The sequence below is a fragment of the Dehalobacter sp. 12DCB1 genome (assembly GCF_004343605.1).
In the GTDB taxonomy this organism is placed as follows: Bacteria; Bacillota; Desulfitobacteriia; order Desulfitobacteriales; family Syntrophobotulaceae; genus Dehalobacter.
Genome location: NZ_POSF01000019.1, coordinates 69,582 through 86,097, shown reverse-complemented (window position 1 = coordinate 86,097; position 16,516 = coordinate 69,582). Strand labels below are relative to the sequence as shown.

The window sequence follows — 16,516 nt, the reverse complement described above, 5'->3', positions numbered from 1 at the left end:
AGGTCATAATAAAGGAGGAAGTAAAGACTGTGTCAAAAAAAGAAAGCGACTTTTTTGTACTTATGAAGGAAAATGCGCAGCTTATTTGCGAAAGCTCGCTGGTATTAAAAGAAGCAATTAAGGATCCCACCACTTTCCCGGTTAAGATGAAGGAACTCATTGATTTGGAACACCGTGCCGACGATATTACCAACAAGATCATTGACAACCTGAATAAGACACTGGTGACGCCAATGGACAGGGAAGACCTCTACGCGTTGGCGACAAACATGGATGATATCATTGATTTTATTCAAGGCGCCTTGGAACGGATGATCATGTATAAAGCGACGCCACCCCACTCTGGGGTTGAAGAGCTGATTCGAGTTCTGGATGACTGTATTCATATTATTAAAATATCTGTGGACAACCTTCCCAGTATTCGCACCAAATTAAATCTTATTCTTGAAAACACAGAAAAAATTCATAAACTAGAAAGCGAGGGAGATCGTTTATACCGGAGTGAAGTAGGCAAGCTGTTTGAAAATGAAAGCAATCCGATTGAAATCATTAAATGGAAAGAAATACTGGAACATCTGGAAGACGCCACGGACCGTTGTGAAGATCTTGCGCTTGTAATAAAAGGGGTCGTATTAAAATATGTCTAGTCTGCATATTGCATTATTCGTTGTCGTACTATTTGCATTGGCATTTGATTTTATCAACGGATTTCATGATACTGCCAATGCCATAGCCACTTCGGTTTCGACAAGAGCGCTTACGCCAAGAACCGCAATCATTATGGCCGCGGTACTCAATTTCATCGGTGCGATGTACAGCACGGGGGTTGCCAAGACCATTGCAAAGGACATTGTCGATGCGAACAGTGTTACTTCCGAAGTGATGATCGCCGCACTGATTGGAGCGATTTTTTGGAATCTTTTGACATGGTATTTTGGTATTCCGAGCAGTTCTTCCCACGCGATTATTGGGGGAATCCTCGGAGCCGGGATCGCTGCAGCGGGACTCGGTGTTGTCCAAGGGGCCGGCATCAAGAAAATTATCTTGGCGCTGCTGTGCTCACCGCTCGTCGGCATGGGACTCGGTTATCTGATTATGACGATTCTATATTACCTGTTCCGCAATAAAGCGCCGATGAAAACGAACAGTATCTTCCGGAGGCTGCAGATGGTTTCAGCCGCACTCCTTGCGTTTAACCATGGTTCCAATGACGCGCAGAAATCCATGGGTATTATCACGCTGGCGCTTGTCGCCGCGGGGGTACAGTCAACGATGGATGTTCAGCTCTGGGTAAAGTTCTTGTGCGGATTAGCCATTGCTTGTGGTACAGCAGTGGGCGGCTGGAGAATCATTCATACGCTTGGTGCTAAAATCTTTAAAATTGAGCCGATCAACGGCTTTGCTGCAGATTTGTCATCCTCGATCGTTATCTGGGTAGCGACGGCGTTTCCGGGTCTCCATCTGCCGGTCAGTACCACGCACGTGGTATCCGGTTCCATTATGGGGGTAGGCGCCGCCAAACGTATTTCGGCCGTGCGCTGGGGCGTTGCGCAGCAGATGCTGATGGCCTGGTGTCTGACGATTCCTTCCACGGCAATCGTCGCAGCTCTGTCTTATTATCTGATTACACTCGTGGAGAGAATTCTTTGATCTAATATTCTAACGTAAGATACTGGAATTCTGAATGTTATATCGGATAAATCCCAGCTGACGTTATAGATGTTTTCGTTTTTAATCCTCAGGAGGGTAAGGGTTACCCGTCTGGGGATAGCTTCTTTTTCATCAGGGCTATTGAATAATTATGCATGATGAAGTATAATAATACAGTATTGCGTATGATTGAGATGAAGGAGAATAATGATGGTTCAATTAAACAAAGACAAGTTTAAAGGCAGAGATTTTATTACACTGAATGCTTTCACAGCAGAAGAAATCTCATACATGGTTGACGTCGCCATGGAATTGAAGGCTGATAGAAATGCCGGAATTCCCCACCCTGTCCTGCAGGGAAAGGTTTTGGCAATGATTTTTACCAAATCTTCGACGAGAACCAGAGTGGCATTTGAGGCCGGTATTTATCAGCTCGGCGGCTCCGGAATGTTTCTGAGCGCCCGAGATATCCAACTGGGCCGCGGTGAACCGATCCAGGATACAGCAAGAGTCTTGTCCAGGATGGTTGACGGCATTATGATCAGAACGTTCAGTCATCAGGAGGTTCTTGATCTTGCCGAGCATTCGTCTGTGCCAGTGATCAATGGCCTGAGCGATTTTCTGCATCCGACACAGATTCTGGCCGACCTTTTGACTATTAAAGAAACAAAAGGCAAAATTCAGGGACTGAAATTAACCTATATTGGTGACAGCAATAATGTGGCAAATTCCCTGCTGCTTGGCGGCAGCAAGATGGGCATGAACATTGTGATTGCTTCACCTCAGGGATACCAGCCAGTACCGGAAATTATGGATCTGGCTTTGAAGAATGCATCTCTCAACAGAAGTACGGTGCAGGTCGTCGAAGATCCTGTGGCGGCTGCCAGGGGAGCAGATATTCTCTATACCGATGTCTGGGCCAGTATGGGACAAGAAGAAGAAAGCGAAATCAGAAAGAAAGTTTTTGCGCCGTATCAGATCAATGACGAGGTGCTTGGGGCAGCTCATCCTGAAGCGATCGTCATGCACTGTCTGCCTGCCCACCGCGGAGAAGAGATCACCGACAAAGTGATCGAAGGTCCTCAATCTGTGGTATTTCAGGAGGCTGAAAACCGGCTTCACGCCCATAAAGCGATTATGGCACTGGTCATGTAGTCCATATAATTACTGAGAAACTAACTGAAATAAGACAGAAATATTACAGAAGAAACTGATTAAAAAATAAAGGAGACAGCGTATGGCTAAAGTAGTACTTGCCTATTCAGGTGGACTGGATACGTCCATCATTATTCCATGGCTGAAAGAAAACTATGGCTATGAGGTTATCGCGATGGCGGCAGATTTGGGACAGGGAGAGGAACTGGAACCTCTTCATGAGAAGGCTGCAAAAACCGGAGCCACTAAATTGTATATCGAAGATTTGAGGGAAGAATTCATTACGGATTTCATTTACCCGACACTTCAGGCAGGAGCCGTGTATGAAGGCAAATATCTTCTGGGAACATCTTTTGCCCGTCCGCTTATTGCTAGACGGCTTGTGGAGATTGCCGAAGAAGAAGGCGCAGTCGCTGTTGCTCACGGCGCGACAGGGAAAGGCAACGATCAGGTTCGCTTCGAACTGGCTGTCAAAGCGCTGAATCCTGATCTGAAAATTATTGCTCCGTGGAGAGAGTGGGATATCAAATCACGGGATGATGCGATTGATTATGCCAAAGAACGCGGAATCCCTGTCCCGGTTACCAAGGACAGACCCTACAGCATGGACCGGAACCTGTGGCATTTAAGCCATGAAGGCGGTGACCTCGAGGATCCCTGGAATGAACCGAAGGATGATCTCTATCTACTCGGGGTTTCTCCGATGCAGGCGCCGGACCAGGCCGCGTATGTGCTGATTGATTTCGAAAAGGGCATACCGGTAGCTGTCGATGGAGAGAAGCTTGCACCGATTCAGCTGATCGAGAAATTGAATGCCCTGGGCGGCAAGAATGGGATCGGGATCGTCGACATGGTTGAAAACAGGCTTGTCGGGATGAAATCACGCGGTGTCTATGAGACTCCGGGCGGGACGATTCTTTATGCTGCGCATAATGCGCTGGAGCTGCTGACTCTTGACCGTCAGACCCTGCATTATAAGGAACAAATTGCACTGAAGTATGCGGAGATGGTCTACGATGGTGTCTGGTACTCGCCTCTCAGAGAAGCCCTCGATGCATTTGTGAAAGTCACCCAGAAGAATGTCACCGGAACAGTCAGGATAAGACTGTATAAAGGCAACTGTACACCAGTCGGGGTAAAATCTCCGTATTCACTTTATAATGAAGAATTTGCAACATTCGGCGAAGATGCAGTCTACAACCAAAAAGATGCAGAAGGCTTTATTAATCTTTTTGGTCTGCCTTTAAAAGTACGTGCTTTAATGGAAAGAAAATCAGGCTTACGTTAAGTCTGATAGATACGTCACGGTGCGCGAGCATAGATTTGTGGGCATAGAGCACAAGGATGTCAATGGTCTAGGCACATTGCACATCCTTGTGTTCTGTCATATTGTTGCGTTATACTATACTTAATTTTAATTCGGAAGGAGTTAAACCAATGAAACTTTGGGGAGGACGTTTTGAGAAAGACACTGATTCCCTGGTCGAAGATTTCCACTCATCGATCTCATTCGACCAGCGTCTCTATAAATTTGATATTATGGGCAGCATCGCTCATGCCGGAATGCTTGGCAGAATAGGCATCCTGTCAGCCGAAGAAACGGAGAAAATAATAGGAGGACTGGAATGCATTCTGGCGGATATTCAGGCGGGGAGGATTGAATTTGAAGTCGGAGCCGAAGACATCCATATGAACATTGAGAAATTGCTTACGGAAAGAATCGGTGATACCGGTAAAAAACTCCATACCGGCCGCAGCCGGAATGATCAGGTTGCACTGGACTTTCGGCTGTTCTTAAGAGAAGAAATTGACAACACGAAAGATCTCCTCACTGCGCTGCTGGGAACCCTGCTTGACTTGTGCTCCGAACATCTTAAGACTTGGATGCCCGGATATACCCATCTGCAAAAGGCCCAGCCAATTACCCTGAGCCATCATCTTATGGCCTATGTCCAAATGTTTTTGCGCGATCTGGGACGGCTCGGAGATACCCGCAAGAGACTGAACCTTTCCCCGCTCGGATCGGGAGCGCTGGCGGGTACGACCTTTGCTTTGCGCCGGGAAGAAGTGGCTGCTGAACTGAATTTTGACGGTGTCACGCTCAACAGTTTAGACGGCGTCAGCGATAGAGATTTTGCTTTGGAATTCCTGGCAGCGGCATCCATTATAATGATGCATTTGAGCAGGCTGTGTGAAGAACTGATCGTCTGGTCGAGCGGCGAATTCTGCTTCGTTTCGATTGATGATGCCTATGCCACCGGATCGAGCATCATGCCGCAAAAGAAGAATCCTGATGTTGCCGAACTCGTTAGAGGGAAAACCGGCAGGGTGTATGGGGATCTCATGACACTGCTCACCGTTATGAAAGGACTCCCTCTGGCCTATAACAAAGACATGCAGGAGGACAAGGAATGTGTATTTGATGCTGTGGACACCATCCAAAAATCGCTGCTGGTCATCCGGCCGATGCTAGCTACCATGAAAGTGAATGCCGATATTATGGAAAGGGAAGCTAAAAAGGGCTTTACCAATGCCACAGACCTGGCTGATTATCTGGCTAAGAAGAATGTTCCTTTCCGCGAAGCCCATGCGATTGTGGGCAGGCTGGTACTGGAGTGTTCCCGCAGGAGCTGTTCGTTGGAAGATCTGACGCTGAAAGAACTGAAAACAGTATCCGAATTCTTCGAGGAAGATCTTTATCGGGCCATTTCTCTTCAAACCTGCGTTCAGAAGAGGAGCGTTACCGGAGGTCCTGCACCGGAGGCTGTTCAGACAGCAATACGGTTAAGCAAAGAAACCTTGGATCAACTAAGGTGGTAAAACACAATTAAAAAAACAATCAAGTGTAAATTTAGCACGAATAATGGTACATTTCGCATCCTTCAGAGTATTAATCAAGAAATTTTAAGAATATGTTAAGAATATGTAATTAGAATGTAAAAATTGTGCAAATAACAAATGGCCGGTGATGCTGGAATGGCAGTACATAGCAAAGAATGCTGACAGAATCTAACGGTCATCTTGAAATTTTGTGGATAAAAATGTGGATATTGTGGATTAAGTTAAAAGAATGGGTTTTAAAAAAATATAAAAGTTTAAATTTTATGTCTAAAATTTGCTAAATATTTGAATGATCATTAAACTATTGTGAAATGAAAAAGGAGGCCGTACCGGTGTGGAGTACTGAAGAAATACTGGAACGCCAAAAGCAGGTTGTAAAATGGCTTCGCGAAAAAAACGCTGAAGCAAAGACCAAAGGTTTGGTCTGCGGAATTTCCGGAGGTGTAGATTCTGCGGTGGTGGCAGGTTTATGTAAAAAAGCATTTCCTGATAAATGCCTTGGTGTGATCATGCCATGCCAATCAAATCCTGCGGATCGCGAGGATGCCTATTTAATTGCAGAAACCCTTGGAATGGAAGTGATAGAGATTGATCTCAAAGAAGCGCATGAAGCCATTTATGGCCAGGTAAAGACCGCTTTAAAAGCTGATCAGAAGCCTAGAAATATTCTGCAGGCAGGACAAGGGAACCTTAAAGCCCGGCTACGTATGTCTACGCTGTATACGGTAGCCAATATTAGAGAGTATTTGGTTGTCGGGACAGACAACGCTCCCGAGAGCTATACCGGATACTTTACGAAATATGGGGATGGCGGCGTGGATCTTCTGCCGATCAGCTCACTTACTAAGACGGAAGTAAGAGCTTGGGCAAGCGTACTCGGCCTGCCGGAAAAAATAGCTTCCAGGACACCGACTGCAGGTCTTTGGCAGGGCCAGACCGATGAAGGAGAGATGGGTTTTTCCTATGATCTTATCGATAGATATCTTCTAGGAGAAAAGATTCCTGACGATGTTGTCGCCAAAATTGAAAGACTGCATAAAATGAGTGAGCATAAACGGCAATTGCCCCCAACCATCGAATTAGAAAAACCAGAGAGGCTGGATTAGATGAAACTACGGATTGGATTAGATATAGACGGCGTCGTCGCGGACAGTTTTCCTGTGTTTACAGAAGAACTCAACAAACAATACGGTAAAAATATTATGGAAATTGACAACGATGATATGTCGAAAGTCTACGACGTTGACTGGAATGAACTTGACACCTTTTTTAACAAAAATATGGAGATTCTTTTCTCAACGCCGGAGCCTGTCAAAGGATCGGTTGAGAGTATCGTTTCCTTAACAGAAGCAGGGCATGAAATCATTTATGTGACAGCCAGAAAGCCGGGAGCTGAGGAACTGGTCACCAAAAAGTGGCTTGAAGAAAAACAAATCCCCCCGGGTGAAAAGATATTCACTGGGGGGCTCAGCAAGACCATTGCGGTCAAGGAACACGGTATTGATGTGTTCGTCGATGACTTTATTTCCAATTCAGTGGAGATCGTTTCCATGGGCATTCCGGTGTTGCTGATGGATGCGCCTTATAACCGCGGAAATCTTCCAGAAGGCGTCACACGGTGCTATGGCTGGAATGACGTTGTATGTTATATTGAGCAATTCAGCAGGAACGATATTAACCGGTAGGAAATTATATAAGCTTATTATATCTTGAAGAACAGGTATTCTTCGTACGTTATTTGCTGTTCATAGAGTTTCGTGGCCAGGTCTTGTCCGACGTAGCGCAGATGCCAAGGTTCGTAGGTATATTCCGTCAGGTATTCTTTGCCCTTTGGGTAGCGGATGATAAAGCCGAAACGATAAGCATTATCTTTCAGCCAGACATATTCGTCCGTATCACCAAATGTCTCTTCCAGACCGAAGTTAACGCTCTGGCAGGATACATCCATTGCCAGACCGGTTTGGTGTTCACTTTCACCGGGTCTCGCACTGATTTGATTGGCTTTTTCCTCCGTTCCGTACCGCCGGGTAAAACTCGCAAATAAATCCTGCTGCGTTTGATAGGAACGGTAGCCTGATACACCATAAAGAATTACACCATTTTCTTTCGCAGTAGAAAATAATTCCTCGAGCTTCGCAGCAGCTTCCTGACGCAGCATTCTTTTCTCAGCTTTTTCCTTAAAAGTAAAAGGAATATTGACTTCAACCAGATCCGGCGGAACATAATCGGAGGGAAGCTGGTTTTGTTTATTCACCAAAACAGCAATGCTCACAACATCGTGATAATTTATCGCTTCCTTACTCGCAGCGCCGATTTTTAGCATAAAGGTATCAACCGGAACGTTTTCTGCAAATGTTTGCGAACCATCAGAATTAGACAAAGCATCAGGAATGCTCATTTGACTACAACCGCTTATGAAAAAGATCATAAATAGAATGACAAGTAAAGAAAAAATCAACTTATTTTTCATCTTTTCTCCTGTATATCGTCGAGATTCCTTAGTGGTCAGGAAATAGTGCTTAAGAGACCAAGTTTTGCCCTACTTTGTATATATCACCCGCTCCGAGCGTAATAACGAGATCGCCTTCTTCGAGCGTTTGGTCAAGATAAGAACTAATTTCGTCCAGCGTTGAAAAATAACGGGTGGTAATTCCTTTCTCTCTCATTAAGTCGGCAAGTTTTGCTGAAGAGATCGGATTGACCCCGGCTTTTTTTTCGCGAGCCGAAGAAAAAATTTCTGCCAGCAAAACCTCATCGGCATCCTGAAAGGCTTGGGAAAACTCATAAAAAAGTTTTTCAGTCCGGCTGAAGGTATGTGGCTGAAATACCGCCCGGATTCTTCTGCCAGGGTAGGAAAGCCTTGCTCCGTCCAAGGTCGTTTGGATTTCTGTCGGGTGATGGGCATAATCGTCAACAATAACTGCCCCATGTTTTGTGCCAAGACGTTCGAATCTTCTTTTAGTACCATTAAAGCCACTGAGCGCCTGAAGGACGGTATTCATCGATATTCCTAGCCTGGAAGTCAGGGCTATGGCAGCCAGGGCATCCAGAATGTTATGTTTCCCTGATACAGTCAAATGCAACTTACCCACATTTTTTTTATTCATCATCACATCGAAACAGCTTCCGTCATTATCGAAAACAACGTTTGCAGCGCTGACATCAGCATCAGCAGAGAAACCAAAAGTTGTAACCGTTGCTTTGGTCTTAATTCTATCTATATTCGGATCATCATGCCAGATAATCAGATTGCCCTCAGCAGGCAGCTTGCAGGCAAGTTCGGAAAAAGCGCAGACCACATCATCCAGATCCTTAAAATAATCGGGATGATCCAGTTCCATGTTGGTAATAATCAGGTGCTCGGGAGAGTAATTTAAGAAGTGCCTCCGGTATTCGCAGGATTCAGCTAAAAAGAGTTCTCCTTGGCCAGCATGGGCGTTGCCGCCAATACAGGGCACGTCGCTGCCTACGACAATCGTAGGGTCCAAACCTGCATCAAGCAGGATTTTTCCAGCCATAGCAGTTGTCGTAGTCTTGCCGTGAGTCCCGGTTACACAGACTCCTTTTTTCTTGGACATCAGTTTGCTCAGAAATTGAGGGTAAGTCAGTACCTGTATGTTAAGCTCTCTGGCCCGTCTAATCTCCGGGTGACTGTCACCGTAAGCGGCAGAGGTGACAACCAAATCAGCACCGACCACATTCTCTGAATCAAAGTTCAGGACTTCAATGCCTGCCTTCTCTAATACAACGTCTGTAAAAAATCTTTGCGGTACATCGGATCCGGTAATCTCGGCATCTTCTATCAAGGGTGTAATCTGGGCAAGAGCGCTCATTCCGGTTCCTTTTATGCCGACAAAATGAATATGTAATTGCAATGTGCATCTTTCCTTCCGGTATTCTATTCCTATTACATTATACCCAAATATCTTGAAAAAGGTATCTGTACAATACGTAAATCAAAGACATTCTTCCTGAAAAACAGTTAACATGAGAATTAGAGCTGTTCAGCCTTCCAACGATGCCATTAACCTTAAATCGATAGGGCAAAAGCCGCATTTAATATTATAATACAAATACGACTAAAATATAAGATTTATACGCATTTTACAGTTTGGTTTATAAACTGCAATGTATTGTCGTAAGAAGGGAGGAAAACGCAATGTCTGGATATGCAGCACTACCTGACTTTAAAATCTTAAATGGCCGGGAGCTTGACGGTCTAATCGTTAATGATAAATTTATAAGTTACTACCAAGTGGAGTCTGCTCTTTATAATTATCCCAAAGTACTTGAAGCAGGCGTCATCGTTAACATCCAGGATGGTGAAAGCGTGATCCTCAAAGTATATCTGGCGCTGGAAGATTCTTTTTCGGCGAAGAAAGAAAGAGAACAGTACTGCTCGGCTGTAGAACAGTACATCAGAAATAGCTTTTCATTTAAAATGCCCATCTGGGTATTAATTCGTGAAAAACTACCAATGACCAGATCTGGAAAAATCCTGCGCTCTGTTCTTCGTGATTATTAAGATGAATTTTATAATTAAACCAAATTTAAACCAAAAAAAGACCTTCTTATAAATTGAAGGTCAAAAAATGAGACTAAATGAGTAAAACGAAGACAATATAATAATAATCATAAAATACACAAAAATCAAATAAATAATATAACCAGATTATCCATCTTAAACCATAATACCGACAAATTATGGTTTAATTTACAACAGGGAAAAAATAATATTTTGATTTAAATAAAATAATCAAGAACCAACAAATCAAAATCAACCTGCGAATATTATTACCTAAAGCTGCAAAAGATAGTATTGGGAAAAGGGAAATACCGTAAGGTAAGTAACCTTTTTCGAAGGCTATCCGCCCTGTAGCGGAGACAGATACCCGGTCAGTTAAGCTGCCGGGTATCTTCATGATGCCACATACAGCCTAATGCTGCAGTTGATGGATAACAAGGAACAACAACCTTATGCCTGAATATTATTGACGTGGATTTTACCGCGGGCTAAAGAGAAGAAAATACCGACAGCACAAAAGCAGGCTGAGATCAGAAAAGCAAGGTGAATACTCTGTAAAAACTGCGGATAGTATTCAGGAGTAATCTGGTTTTTGCCGACAAATATAGAAATCAGCAGCGTAGCTGTAGCCATACTTAACATCTGACCGAGAACCCTCATCACAGATACTGAGGCGGAGGCAATCCCGTAATAATGCTTATCTACGGAACTCATGACTGCATTGGTATTCGGAGAAGAGAATAAGGCAAATCCAATACCTAGCACCATCAAAGCAGCTATGATCAGGAACAGAGAAGTATGCGGACCGATAAAGGAAAGAAGAAACAAGCCTGCGGCGGTTGCAGCCATTCCCAAGGAGGCAATATTGGCAGGTTCTTTTTTATCGGATATACGTCCGGCCAAAGGGGAAATTAAAGACTGGATAATAGGTTGGATGATCAGGATGATTCCGGCATGTTCTGAAGACATACCTTGGACGTACTGCAGATATAGACTCAGAAGAAAAGTTACGGAGTACGATCCAGCATAATTGATCAATGCTGCGACGTTGGAAAAGGCAAAAACTCGGTTATCCTGAAAAAGCCTGATTTCTAACACGGGATTCGGAACCTTGAGCTGGCGTTTCACAAAGAAAACAAAACAAACAATGCTGAAGAGGATCAGGATAATCCCGAGAATATCGGGTAAAATACTCGAACCATAGATAAGCGCAATCAGGGTAACGGCGAAGATCATACTGCCTGGAATATCCAGTTTATCATTTTTGGCATCGGCCCAATCGCTCTTAACATATGTAATCGTTAAAACCGTGATCAGGACCCCCAAAGGAACCAATACCAAAAAAATGCTTCTCCAGTCCCAATACTTGGTTAAGAATCCTCCTAGAAAAGGCCCGACACCAAGTCCTACATATATGGCTGAAACATTAAAGCCCAGGGCTTTGCCGCGTTCCTGCGGCGGAAAGACCGAGGTAATCAGTGCCATTCCGGCAGTCGCGATCATTGACGCACTAATTCCCTGCAAGACTCGCATCATTATTAATAGTTCAATATTCGGTACAAAACCTGAAGCTAAAGTAAATGCAGTAAACGAAATGATTCCCCATTTATAAAGCCTGGTCCGGCCAAGGATGTCGGCGAGTTTGCCGATAGGAAGAAGAAACACAGCCGAAGACAACAGGAAAGATGTCGCAATCCAGCTTAAAACGACAGCATCTGCTGCAAATTCCTTTTGAATTGCAGGCAGCGCAATATTGATCGATGAAATCATAAATGGAGTCAGAAAGGAACCTGCGGTTGCTATAAACAAAAGGGTGCGCTTAACCGTTTTGCTGTCATCGTGGATGAGGTCATGATGTTCGTTCATAAATACTCCTTTTTGGCTACATTTTTTGCCCCTTGTTCCTTTTATTAAAATAAAACACAAGTCCTAGATTATTATAAATGATTGTTTCTAAAACGTAAATTAATGTTTTGATGTATAAATTTTACATTTTAACGACATCCTATTAATAATTAACTTTTTAAGGAGGTTGTACATGAATATCTGGCAGAAGATTGCCCTTGCAATTATTATCATCGGGGCCATTAACTGGGGAATGATTGGCTTTTTCCAATTTGATCTTGTCAATGCCCTCCTCGGGGGGATCAGTCCGCTCCCACCGAGAATCGTCTATGCGCTGGTCGGACTCAGCGGCCTGTATTGCATCACACTTTTATTCGTACCGAATCGCGAATATGAGAGAGAAAGAAGGATCCAGCATAATCCTTAACGAGTCCCAAATTACTCAATAAGTCCAGCACAGCTCTAGAGCAAAGGAACCGTGATAATCGGTTCCTTTTGCCTGCTTTGCGTTGGATGATACATTTAGCATTAAAATAATAGCAAGTCGACTAAAATGTTTTTTTATTCGATGGGTTGTCGGGTAGGAATTTTTTGATATTTTTCCCTCGATTCTTTGTAATACCTGTTAAGTTTCCTGAGATTAACCGTCCACAGGTAAATGATATACGGTAAAAACAGCGTAAGCAGAATCGGAATTTCCGACATCAGAATAAAGTCAAAAAAACCGTGAAGTAGGATAGGAACATATAAGGATTTTCTGAGGTAAGTTCTCTCAAGATGAGGATGGTTGGAGAACTTCGCCAGGGAAAGGTAGTAACCCATCGTCACACCGAGCAATACGTGGGTCGGCACTGAGAATATTCCTCTGGAAAGGCCTACATACGGGTTGGCTGAAAAGTTTATAAGGACATACATGATGTTCTCGACTGTTGCGAAGCCAAGCGCGGCAAATACGGCATAGACAATTCCGTCTAGTTTTTCATCAAACGCCGGATTCCGATAGACTGTTCGCAGGACGACTGCCCTTTTGAAATATTCTTCGGTCAGTCCCGCAACGACAAAGGCATTGAAAAAAGCTGCCGCTATCCCGGTAAAGATGTTCACGGATGTCAGAAATTTTTCAAACAGCACGATCGGGATGACTGCCAGCGCTCCTAGAATAAAAACTTTTATAAGAAGATACAAAGGCTCTTTATCGAAACGGTCGGTATAATAGACTGCCAGGGCTAGAGCAATGACCGGAGTAAGTGCAATTACCAATATTCGCAGATCTAATAGCAAAAAGACCACATCCTTTTTTGTAAGTTTATCTCCTGTGAAGTACATCATCGACATGTAAGCAGCCTGAATATGTTAAGCTTTATTATTTGCAGCCGGAGCATTAAACATTCTTTATAAAATTTTCTCATTTTCCCACATTTTAATTAATTTACCCTTAACAAATTTTTTTTCTTATGTTATACTGTTAAAGCTTATGGGTTACCAAACATGCCGATGTGGCTCAGGGGTAGAGCAGCTCACTCGTAATGAGCAGGTCGTCGGTTCGATTCCGACCATCGGCTCCACGAAAAAACAAGACACCGCAAGGGTTTGCGGTGTTTTTGCTTTGTGTAAACCATTTTATTTTCACCCTTTCGTTGCAACAGCGTTGCAACACAACTTTTATCGTTGCAACACTGTCTCTTTTTCTGAAGTTGTTCTCTTTTTTTGAGGTGGCCATTGATTTTTTAGGCTGCCTTTTCTTTTGATTTTCTACGGAACGTGTTCTGATGGCTATATATTTAAATGGATATACCATTTAAATATTTTGACAACAGTAAAAATTATAACATAAGGAATAGGAAATAAACGTAGTTTTATGCAAAAAATGAAAATATATACCAAAAGGACGAAACCCCAAATATCTATCTAGGGATTCCGCCCTTAATATATGTCTACTACTATATATTGCCACGAAAATGGAAACCCTTACACTCAGCTAATTGAGATAAACTTTAACTAAAACGTTTACAGAAGGATAATTTTTGAGAATTGTTTTGCCTATATTTTGATTTCGCCAAGCATTTCGTAATTATTGATCGCTTAGTCTGCATTCTAATTCAGGTAGCTATTTTACTAATTGCTAAAATAAGCAGTAAGAGGAACATATAGATGCTTTTTTAATATACGAATTTATTCTAAATGTCATCCTTTTGGCTCCTGCTTCGGAATGCTCCTATGTCCCGATCAGTGAGCCGGTATTGTGACTTCTCAAAATTGAAGTTCAAATCGAAGGACTTTAGTTTCCCGCATCGATCTTCAATATTCTGTACAATTTTTGTAGTAGTTTCGCTCAACATAAGACATAGATCGTCTTTTGTAAATCCATTTTTTCTGATTATCATTTTGCAGCCCTTTACTAATATATTTATAGATAGAGTTTCCTGTGAAAGTGGTAATCCTTCATTTGGATAAGCATAGTATACATTAGAAACATTTTGGTTTAATGTAGTCAATGCAAAAAGGACGGAATAATGCATAGAACCATACCCTAGAACTGTCTTGACAACCTAAAAAATACGTGATAAATTTTAACTTAAATTGAATTTGCAATGTATCTGCCCTCAACTCGTTTGTCTGGAGATACAAGGCTCGTTTTTTTACCCGACCGCAAGGTATATCCGAGTGGAAAGGCGCTCATCCGGCATGTGTGTTTTCTTTTTTTGCCGTTTTGCTCCCTTTCCGTGGCTTGCGGAAAGGGAGTTTTTGATTTTAGAAGGAGGTCAAACCTATGAACAAAAGAATTGGTATTATTGGTATTGTGGTTGAAGATCTCTCTTGTGTGGAGCATATCAATGCGATTCTGCATGAATATGCCGGACTGGTCGTCGGACGGATGGGAATTCCCTACGGAGAACGGGGCGTATCGGTCATCTCACTGATTGTCGACGGCAGTAATGATGAAATCAGTGCGCTGACCGGCAAACTGGGCCGGGTCTCCGGCGCGTCCGTTAAATCCATGATTACAAAAAGCAATAAGTAATTTGAAAGGTACGCAAAATATGAATTTTCTCGATAAATATCAAAAGGAATTCGAGGAGTACGACAAGCTTGAGCATGATTTTATTGACGACGACAAGATATGGGAACAGCTGAATAAATGGCACAACCCATCTAGAGAAGACGTGCGGCGCGTGTTAAAAAAAGCGGAGCAGTGTGTACGGCTCGAGCCGGAGGAAACAGCGATTCTTATCCAAAACAAGGATGAGGATACGATACAGGAGATGTATGAACTGGCCCATCAGCTGAAAGAAGAGGTTTACGGAGACCGTATCGTGTTTTTCGCGCCGCTTTATATCAGCGATGAATGCGCGAACAACTGCAAATATTGTGGTTTCCGCGCAAGCAACACGGTGATGCACCGTAAGACGCTTAGTATGAATGAAATCGAGCAGGAAGTGCGGATCATGATAGAGGAAGGCCAGAAACGTACTGTACTCGTTTATGGCGAATCTCCCGCAACCGAAGTGGATTTCATGTGCGATACGATCAGAAAAGTCTACAGCGTAAAAACACAGCACGGTGAAATCCGCCGTGCAAACATTAACTGTGCGCCGCTCACTGTCGATGAATTGAAAAAACTAAAAGAAGTTGGCATTGGCACCTTCCAGGTTTTTCAGGAAACCTACCACCATGAAACTTATCGTAAAATACATCCGGCCGGGACCATCAAGGGGCATTACCGTTGGAGACTCTACTGTATGGACAGGGCACGGAAGGCCGGTATCGACGACAACGGGATCGGCGTTTTATTCGGCCTGTACGACTGGCGTTTTGAAGTCATGGGCCTTCTGTACCATACCATTTATTTGGAGGAAACATTCAACGGTGTGGGACCACACACGATTTCATTCCCCAGAATCACTCCGGCGACCGGTACGCCATTCTCCGATCACTCCGAGTATGCGGTCAGCGACAGCGACTTCAAAAAACTTGTTGCCGTCTTGCGCCTGTCCGTCCCATATACCGGCATGATTTGTACTGCACGTGAACCGGAAAAAGTGCGTAGGGAGGTAATCTCGTTTGGGGTTTCACAGATCGATGCTGGAACGCGCATTGGCGTCGGTGCTTATGCACAGTCCAAGGATGCAAACCAGCTTCCCGACAAAGAGCAGTTCTCCATTGCTGATTCGCGTGCACTGGATGATGTTGTCGGCGAAATATGCGATATGCAGTTTATCCCCTCTTTTTGCACGGCATGCTACCGTGCAGGCCGTACGGGAGAACATTTTATGAAGGTCGCAAAATCCAGGTTCGTACATAACTACTGCATACCGAATGCGATTTTCACGCTGAAGGAATACCTGCTCGACTATGCGTCGGATGAAACAAGGGCCAAAGGCGAAAAAGTTCTCAAACAGCATGTCGAGCGGTTTAAAGGCGATCCAGTCTACGACACGATACTTGAGAATTTAAAGCGGCTGGAAAACGGCGAACGTGATTTACGCCTGTAGGAGAAGT

Annotated in this window: 15 protein-coding genes and 1 tRNA gene; 12 read left to right on the top strand and 4 right to left on the bottom strand. The window is 43.7% G+C overall.

Features of this window, described 5'->3' with window-relative positions:
- Window positions 1-29: 29 nt before the first annotated feature.
- The 7 genes from C1I38_RS12520 (at window position 30) to C1I38_RS12490 (ending at window position 7,331) form a co-directional block, all read left to right on the top strand.
- On the top strand, window positions 30-647 hold the full coding sequence (locus C1I38_RS12520; RefSeq protein WP_119774992.1) for a DUF47 family protein: 618 nt from the start codon (window positions 30-32) through the stop codon (window positions 645-647).
- A complete protein-coding gene (locus tag C1I38_RS12515; RefSeq protein WP_119774993.1) occupies window positions 640-1,650 on the top strand; it encodes an inorganic phosphate transporter in 1,011 nt (336 codons plus the stop codon). The genes C1I38_RS12520 and C1I38_RS12515 overlap by 8 nt, the downstream gene beginning before the upstream one ends.
- Window positions 1,651-1,860: 210 nt before the next feature.
- On the top strand, window positions 1,861-2,805 hold the full coding sequence (gene argF / locus C1I38_RS12510) for an ornithine carbamoyltransferase (RefSeq protein ID WP_119774994.1): 945 nt from the start codon (window positions 1,861-1,863) through the stop codon (window positions 2,803-2,805).
- A gap of 82 nt (window positions 2,806-2,887) precedes the next feature.
- A complete protein-coding gene (locus C1I38_RS12505; RefSeq protein ID WP_020491259.1) occupies window positions 2,888-4,093 on the top strand; it encodes an argininosuccinate synthase in 1,206 nt (401 codons plus the stop codon).
- A gap of 149 nt (window positions 4,094-4,242) precedes the next feature.
- Window positions 4,243-5,625 carry an argininosuccinate lyase gene (gene argH / locus C1I38_RS12500; protein WP_119774995.1) on the top strand — a complete coding sequence of 461 codons (1,383 nt, stop codon included), beginning with the start codon at window positions 4,243-4,245 and terminating at the stop codon, window positions 5,623-5,625.
- A gap of 353 nt (window positions 5,626-5,978) precedes the next feature.
- The gene (nadE, locus tag C1I38_RS12495) at window positions 5,979-6,752 is read left to right on the top strand and encodes an NAD(+) synthase (protein ID WP_119774996.1); all 774 of its coding nucleotides are present in this window, start codon (window positions 5,979-5,981) and stop codon (window positions 6,750-6,752) included.
- Window positions 6,753-7,331 (top strand): hypothetical protein, encoded by a 579-nt coding sequence (locus C1I38_RS12490; protein ID WP_020491256.1) that lies wholly within the window; start codon window positions 6,753-6,755, stop codon window positions 7,329-7,331. It abuts the gene before it with no gap.
- A gap of 17 nt (window positions 7,332-7,348) precedes the next feature.
- On the opposite strand, the gene C1I38_RS12485 is transcribed toward C1I38_RS12490, so the two are convergent.
- Window positions 7,349-8,116 (bottom strand): M15 family metallopeptidase, encoded by a 768-nt coding sequence (locus tag C1I38_RS12485; protein WP_119774997.1) that lies wholly within the window; start codon window positions 8,114-8,116, stop codon window positions 7,349-7,351.
- Between the two features lie 49 nt (window positions 8,117-8,165).
- Window positions 8,166-9,521: a UDP-N-acetylmuramate--L-alanine ligase gene (gene murC, locus C1I38_RS12480; protein WP_119774998.1), complete on the bottom strand. Its 1,356-nt coding sequence runs from the start codon at window positions 9,519-9,521 to the stop codon at window positions 8,166-8,168.
- A gap of 284 nt (window positions 9,522-9,805) precedes the next feature.
- Between murC and C1I38_RS12475 the strand changes: the two genes are divergently transcribed.
- Entirely contained in the window at window positions 9,806-10,171 is a 366-nt protein-coding gene (locus C1I38_RS12475; protein ID WP_020491253.1) for an acyl-CoA synthetase, read from the top strand.
- Window positions 10,172-10,621: 450 nt separating this feature from the next.
- On the opposite strand, the gene C1I38_RS12465 is transcribed toward C1I38_RS12475, so the two are convergent.
- Complete coding sequence (locus tag C1I38_RS12465) at window positions 10,622-12,037, bottom strand: MFS transporter (RefSeq protein WP_119774999.1); 1,416 nt, start codon at window positions 12,035-12,037, stop codon at window positions 10,622-10,624.
- A gap of 172 nt (window positions 12,038-12,209) precedes the next feature.
- Between C1I38_RS12465 and C1I38_RS12460 the strand changes: the two genes are divergently transcribed.
- Complete coding sequence (locus C1I38_RS12460; protein WP_119775000.1) at window positions 12,210-12,443, top strand: DUF378 domain-containing protein; 234 nt, start codon at window positions 12,210-12,212, stop codon at window positions 12,441-12,443.
- Between the two features lie 134 nt (window positions 12,444-12,577).
- Here the strand turns inward: C1I38_RS12460 and C1I38_RS12455 are convergent, their stop codons facing one another.
- Window positions 12,578-13,297 (bottom strand): PrsW family glutamic-type intramembrane protease, encoded by a 720-nt coding sequence (locus tag C1I38_RS12455; protein ID WP_119775060.1) that lies wholly within the window; start codon window positions 13,295-13,297, stop codon window positions 12,578-12,580.
- A 209-nt stretch (window positions 13,298-13,506) separates the two neighbouring features.
- On the opposite strand from C1I38_RS12455, the gene C1I38_RS12450 reads away from it, so the two are divergent.
- From C1I38_RS12450 to hydG, 3 genes are all read left to right on the top strand, one after another.
- Window positions 13,507-13,581, top strand: a tRNA-Thr gene (locus C1I38_RS12450).
- A 1,205-nt stretch (window positions 13,582-14,786) separates the two neighbouring features.
- On the top strand, window positions 14,787-15,038 hold the full coding sequence (locus C1I38_RS12440; protein WP_020491174.1) for a TM1266 family iron-only hydrogenase system putative regulator: 252 nt from the start codon (window positions 14,787-14,789) through the stop codon (window positions 15,036-15,038).
- 19 nt (window positions 15,039-15,057) lie between these two features.
- A complete protein-coding gene (gene hydG / locus C1I38_RS12435; protein ID WP_119775061.1) occupies window positions 15,058-16,509 on the top strand; it encodes a [FeFe] hydrogenase H-cluster radical SAM maturase HydG in 1,452 nt (483 codons plus the stop codon).
- Window positions 16,510-16,516: the final 7 nt, after the last annotated feature.

Bases quoted from the DNA above. Each gene is read 5' to 3' on its own strand.
- C1I38_RS12515 (WP_119774993.1), top strand. From the start codon at position 640: ATGTCTAGTCTGCATATTGCATTATTCGTTGTCGTACTATTTGCATTG.
- argF (WP_119774994.1), top strand. From the start codon at position 1,861: ATGGTTCAATTAAACAAAGACAAGTTTAAAGGCAGAGATTTTATTACA.
- C1I38_RS12505 (WP_020491259.1), top strand. From the start codon at position 2,888: ATGGCTAAAGTAGTACTTGCCTATTCAGGTGGACTGGATACGTCCATC.
- argH (WP_119774995.1), top strand. From the start codon at position 4,243: ATGAAACTTTGGGGAGGACGTTTTGAGAAAGACACTGATTCCCTGGTC.
- C1I38_RS12490 (WP_020491256.1), top strand. From the start codon at position 6,753: ATGAAACTACGGATTGGATTAGATATAGACGGCGTCGTCGCGGACAGT.
- C1I38_RS12485 (WP_119774997.1), bottom strand. From the start codon at position 8,116: ATGAAAAATAAGTTGATTTTTTCTTTACTTGTCATTCTATTTATGATC.
- C1I38_RS12475 (WP_020491253.1), top strand. From the start codon at position 9,806: ATGTCTGGATATGCAGCACTACCTGACTTTAAAATCTTAAATGGCCGG.
- C1I38_RS12465 (WP_119774999.1), bottom strand. From the start codon at position 12,037: ATGAACGAACATCATGACCTCATCCACGATGACAGCAAAACGGTTAAG.
- C1I38_RS12460 (WP_119775000.1), top strand. From the start codon at position 12,210: ATGAATATCTGGCAGAAGATTGCCCTTGCAATTATTATCATCGGGGCC.
- C1I38_RS12440 (WP_020491174.1), top strand. From the start codon at position 14,787: ATGAACAAAAGAATTGGTATTATTGGTATTGTGGTTGAAGATCTCTCT.
- hydG (WP_119775061.1), top strand. From the start codon at position 15,058: ATGAATTTTCTCGATAAATATCAAAAGGAATTCGAGGAGTACGACAAG.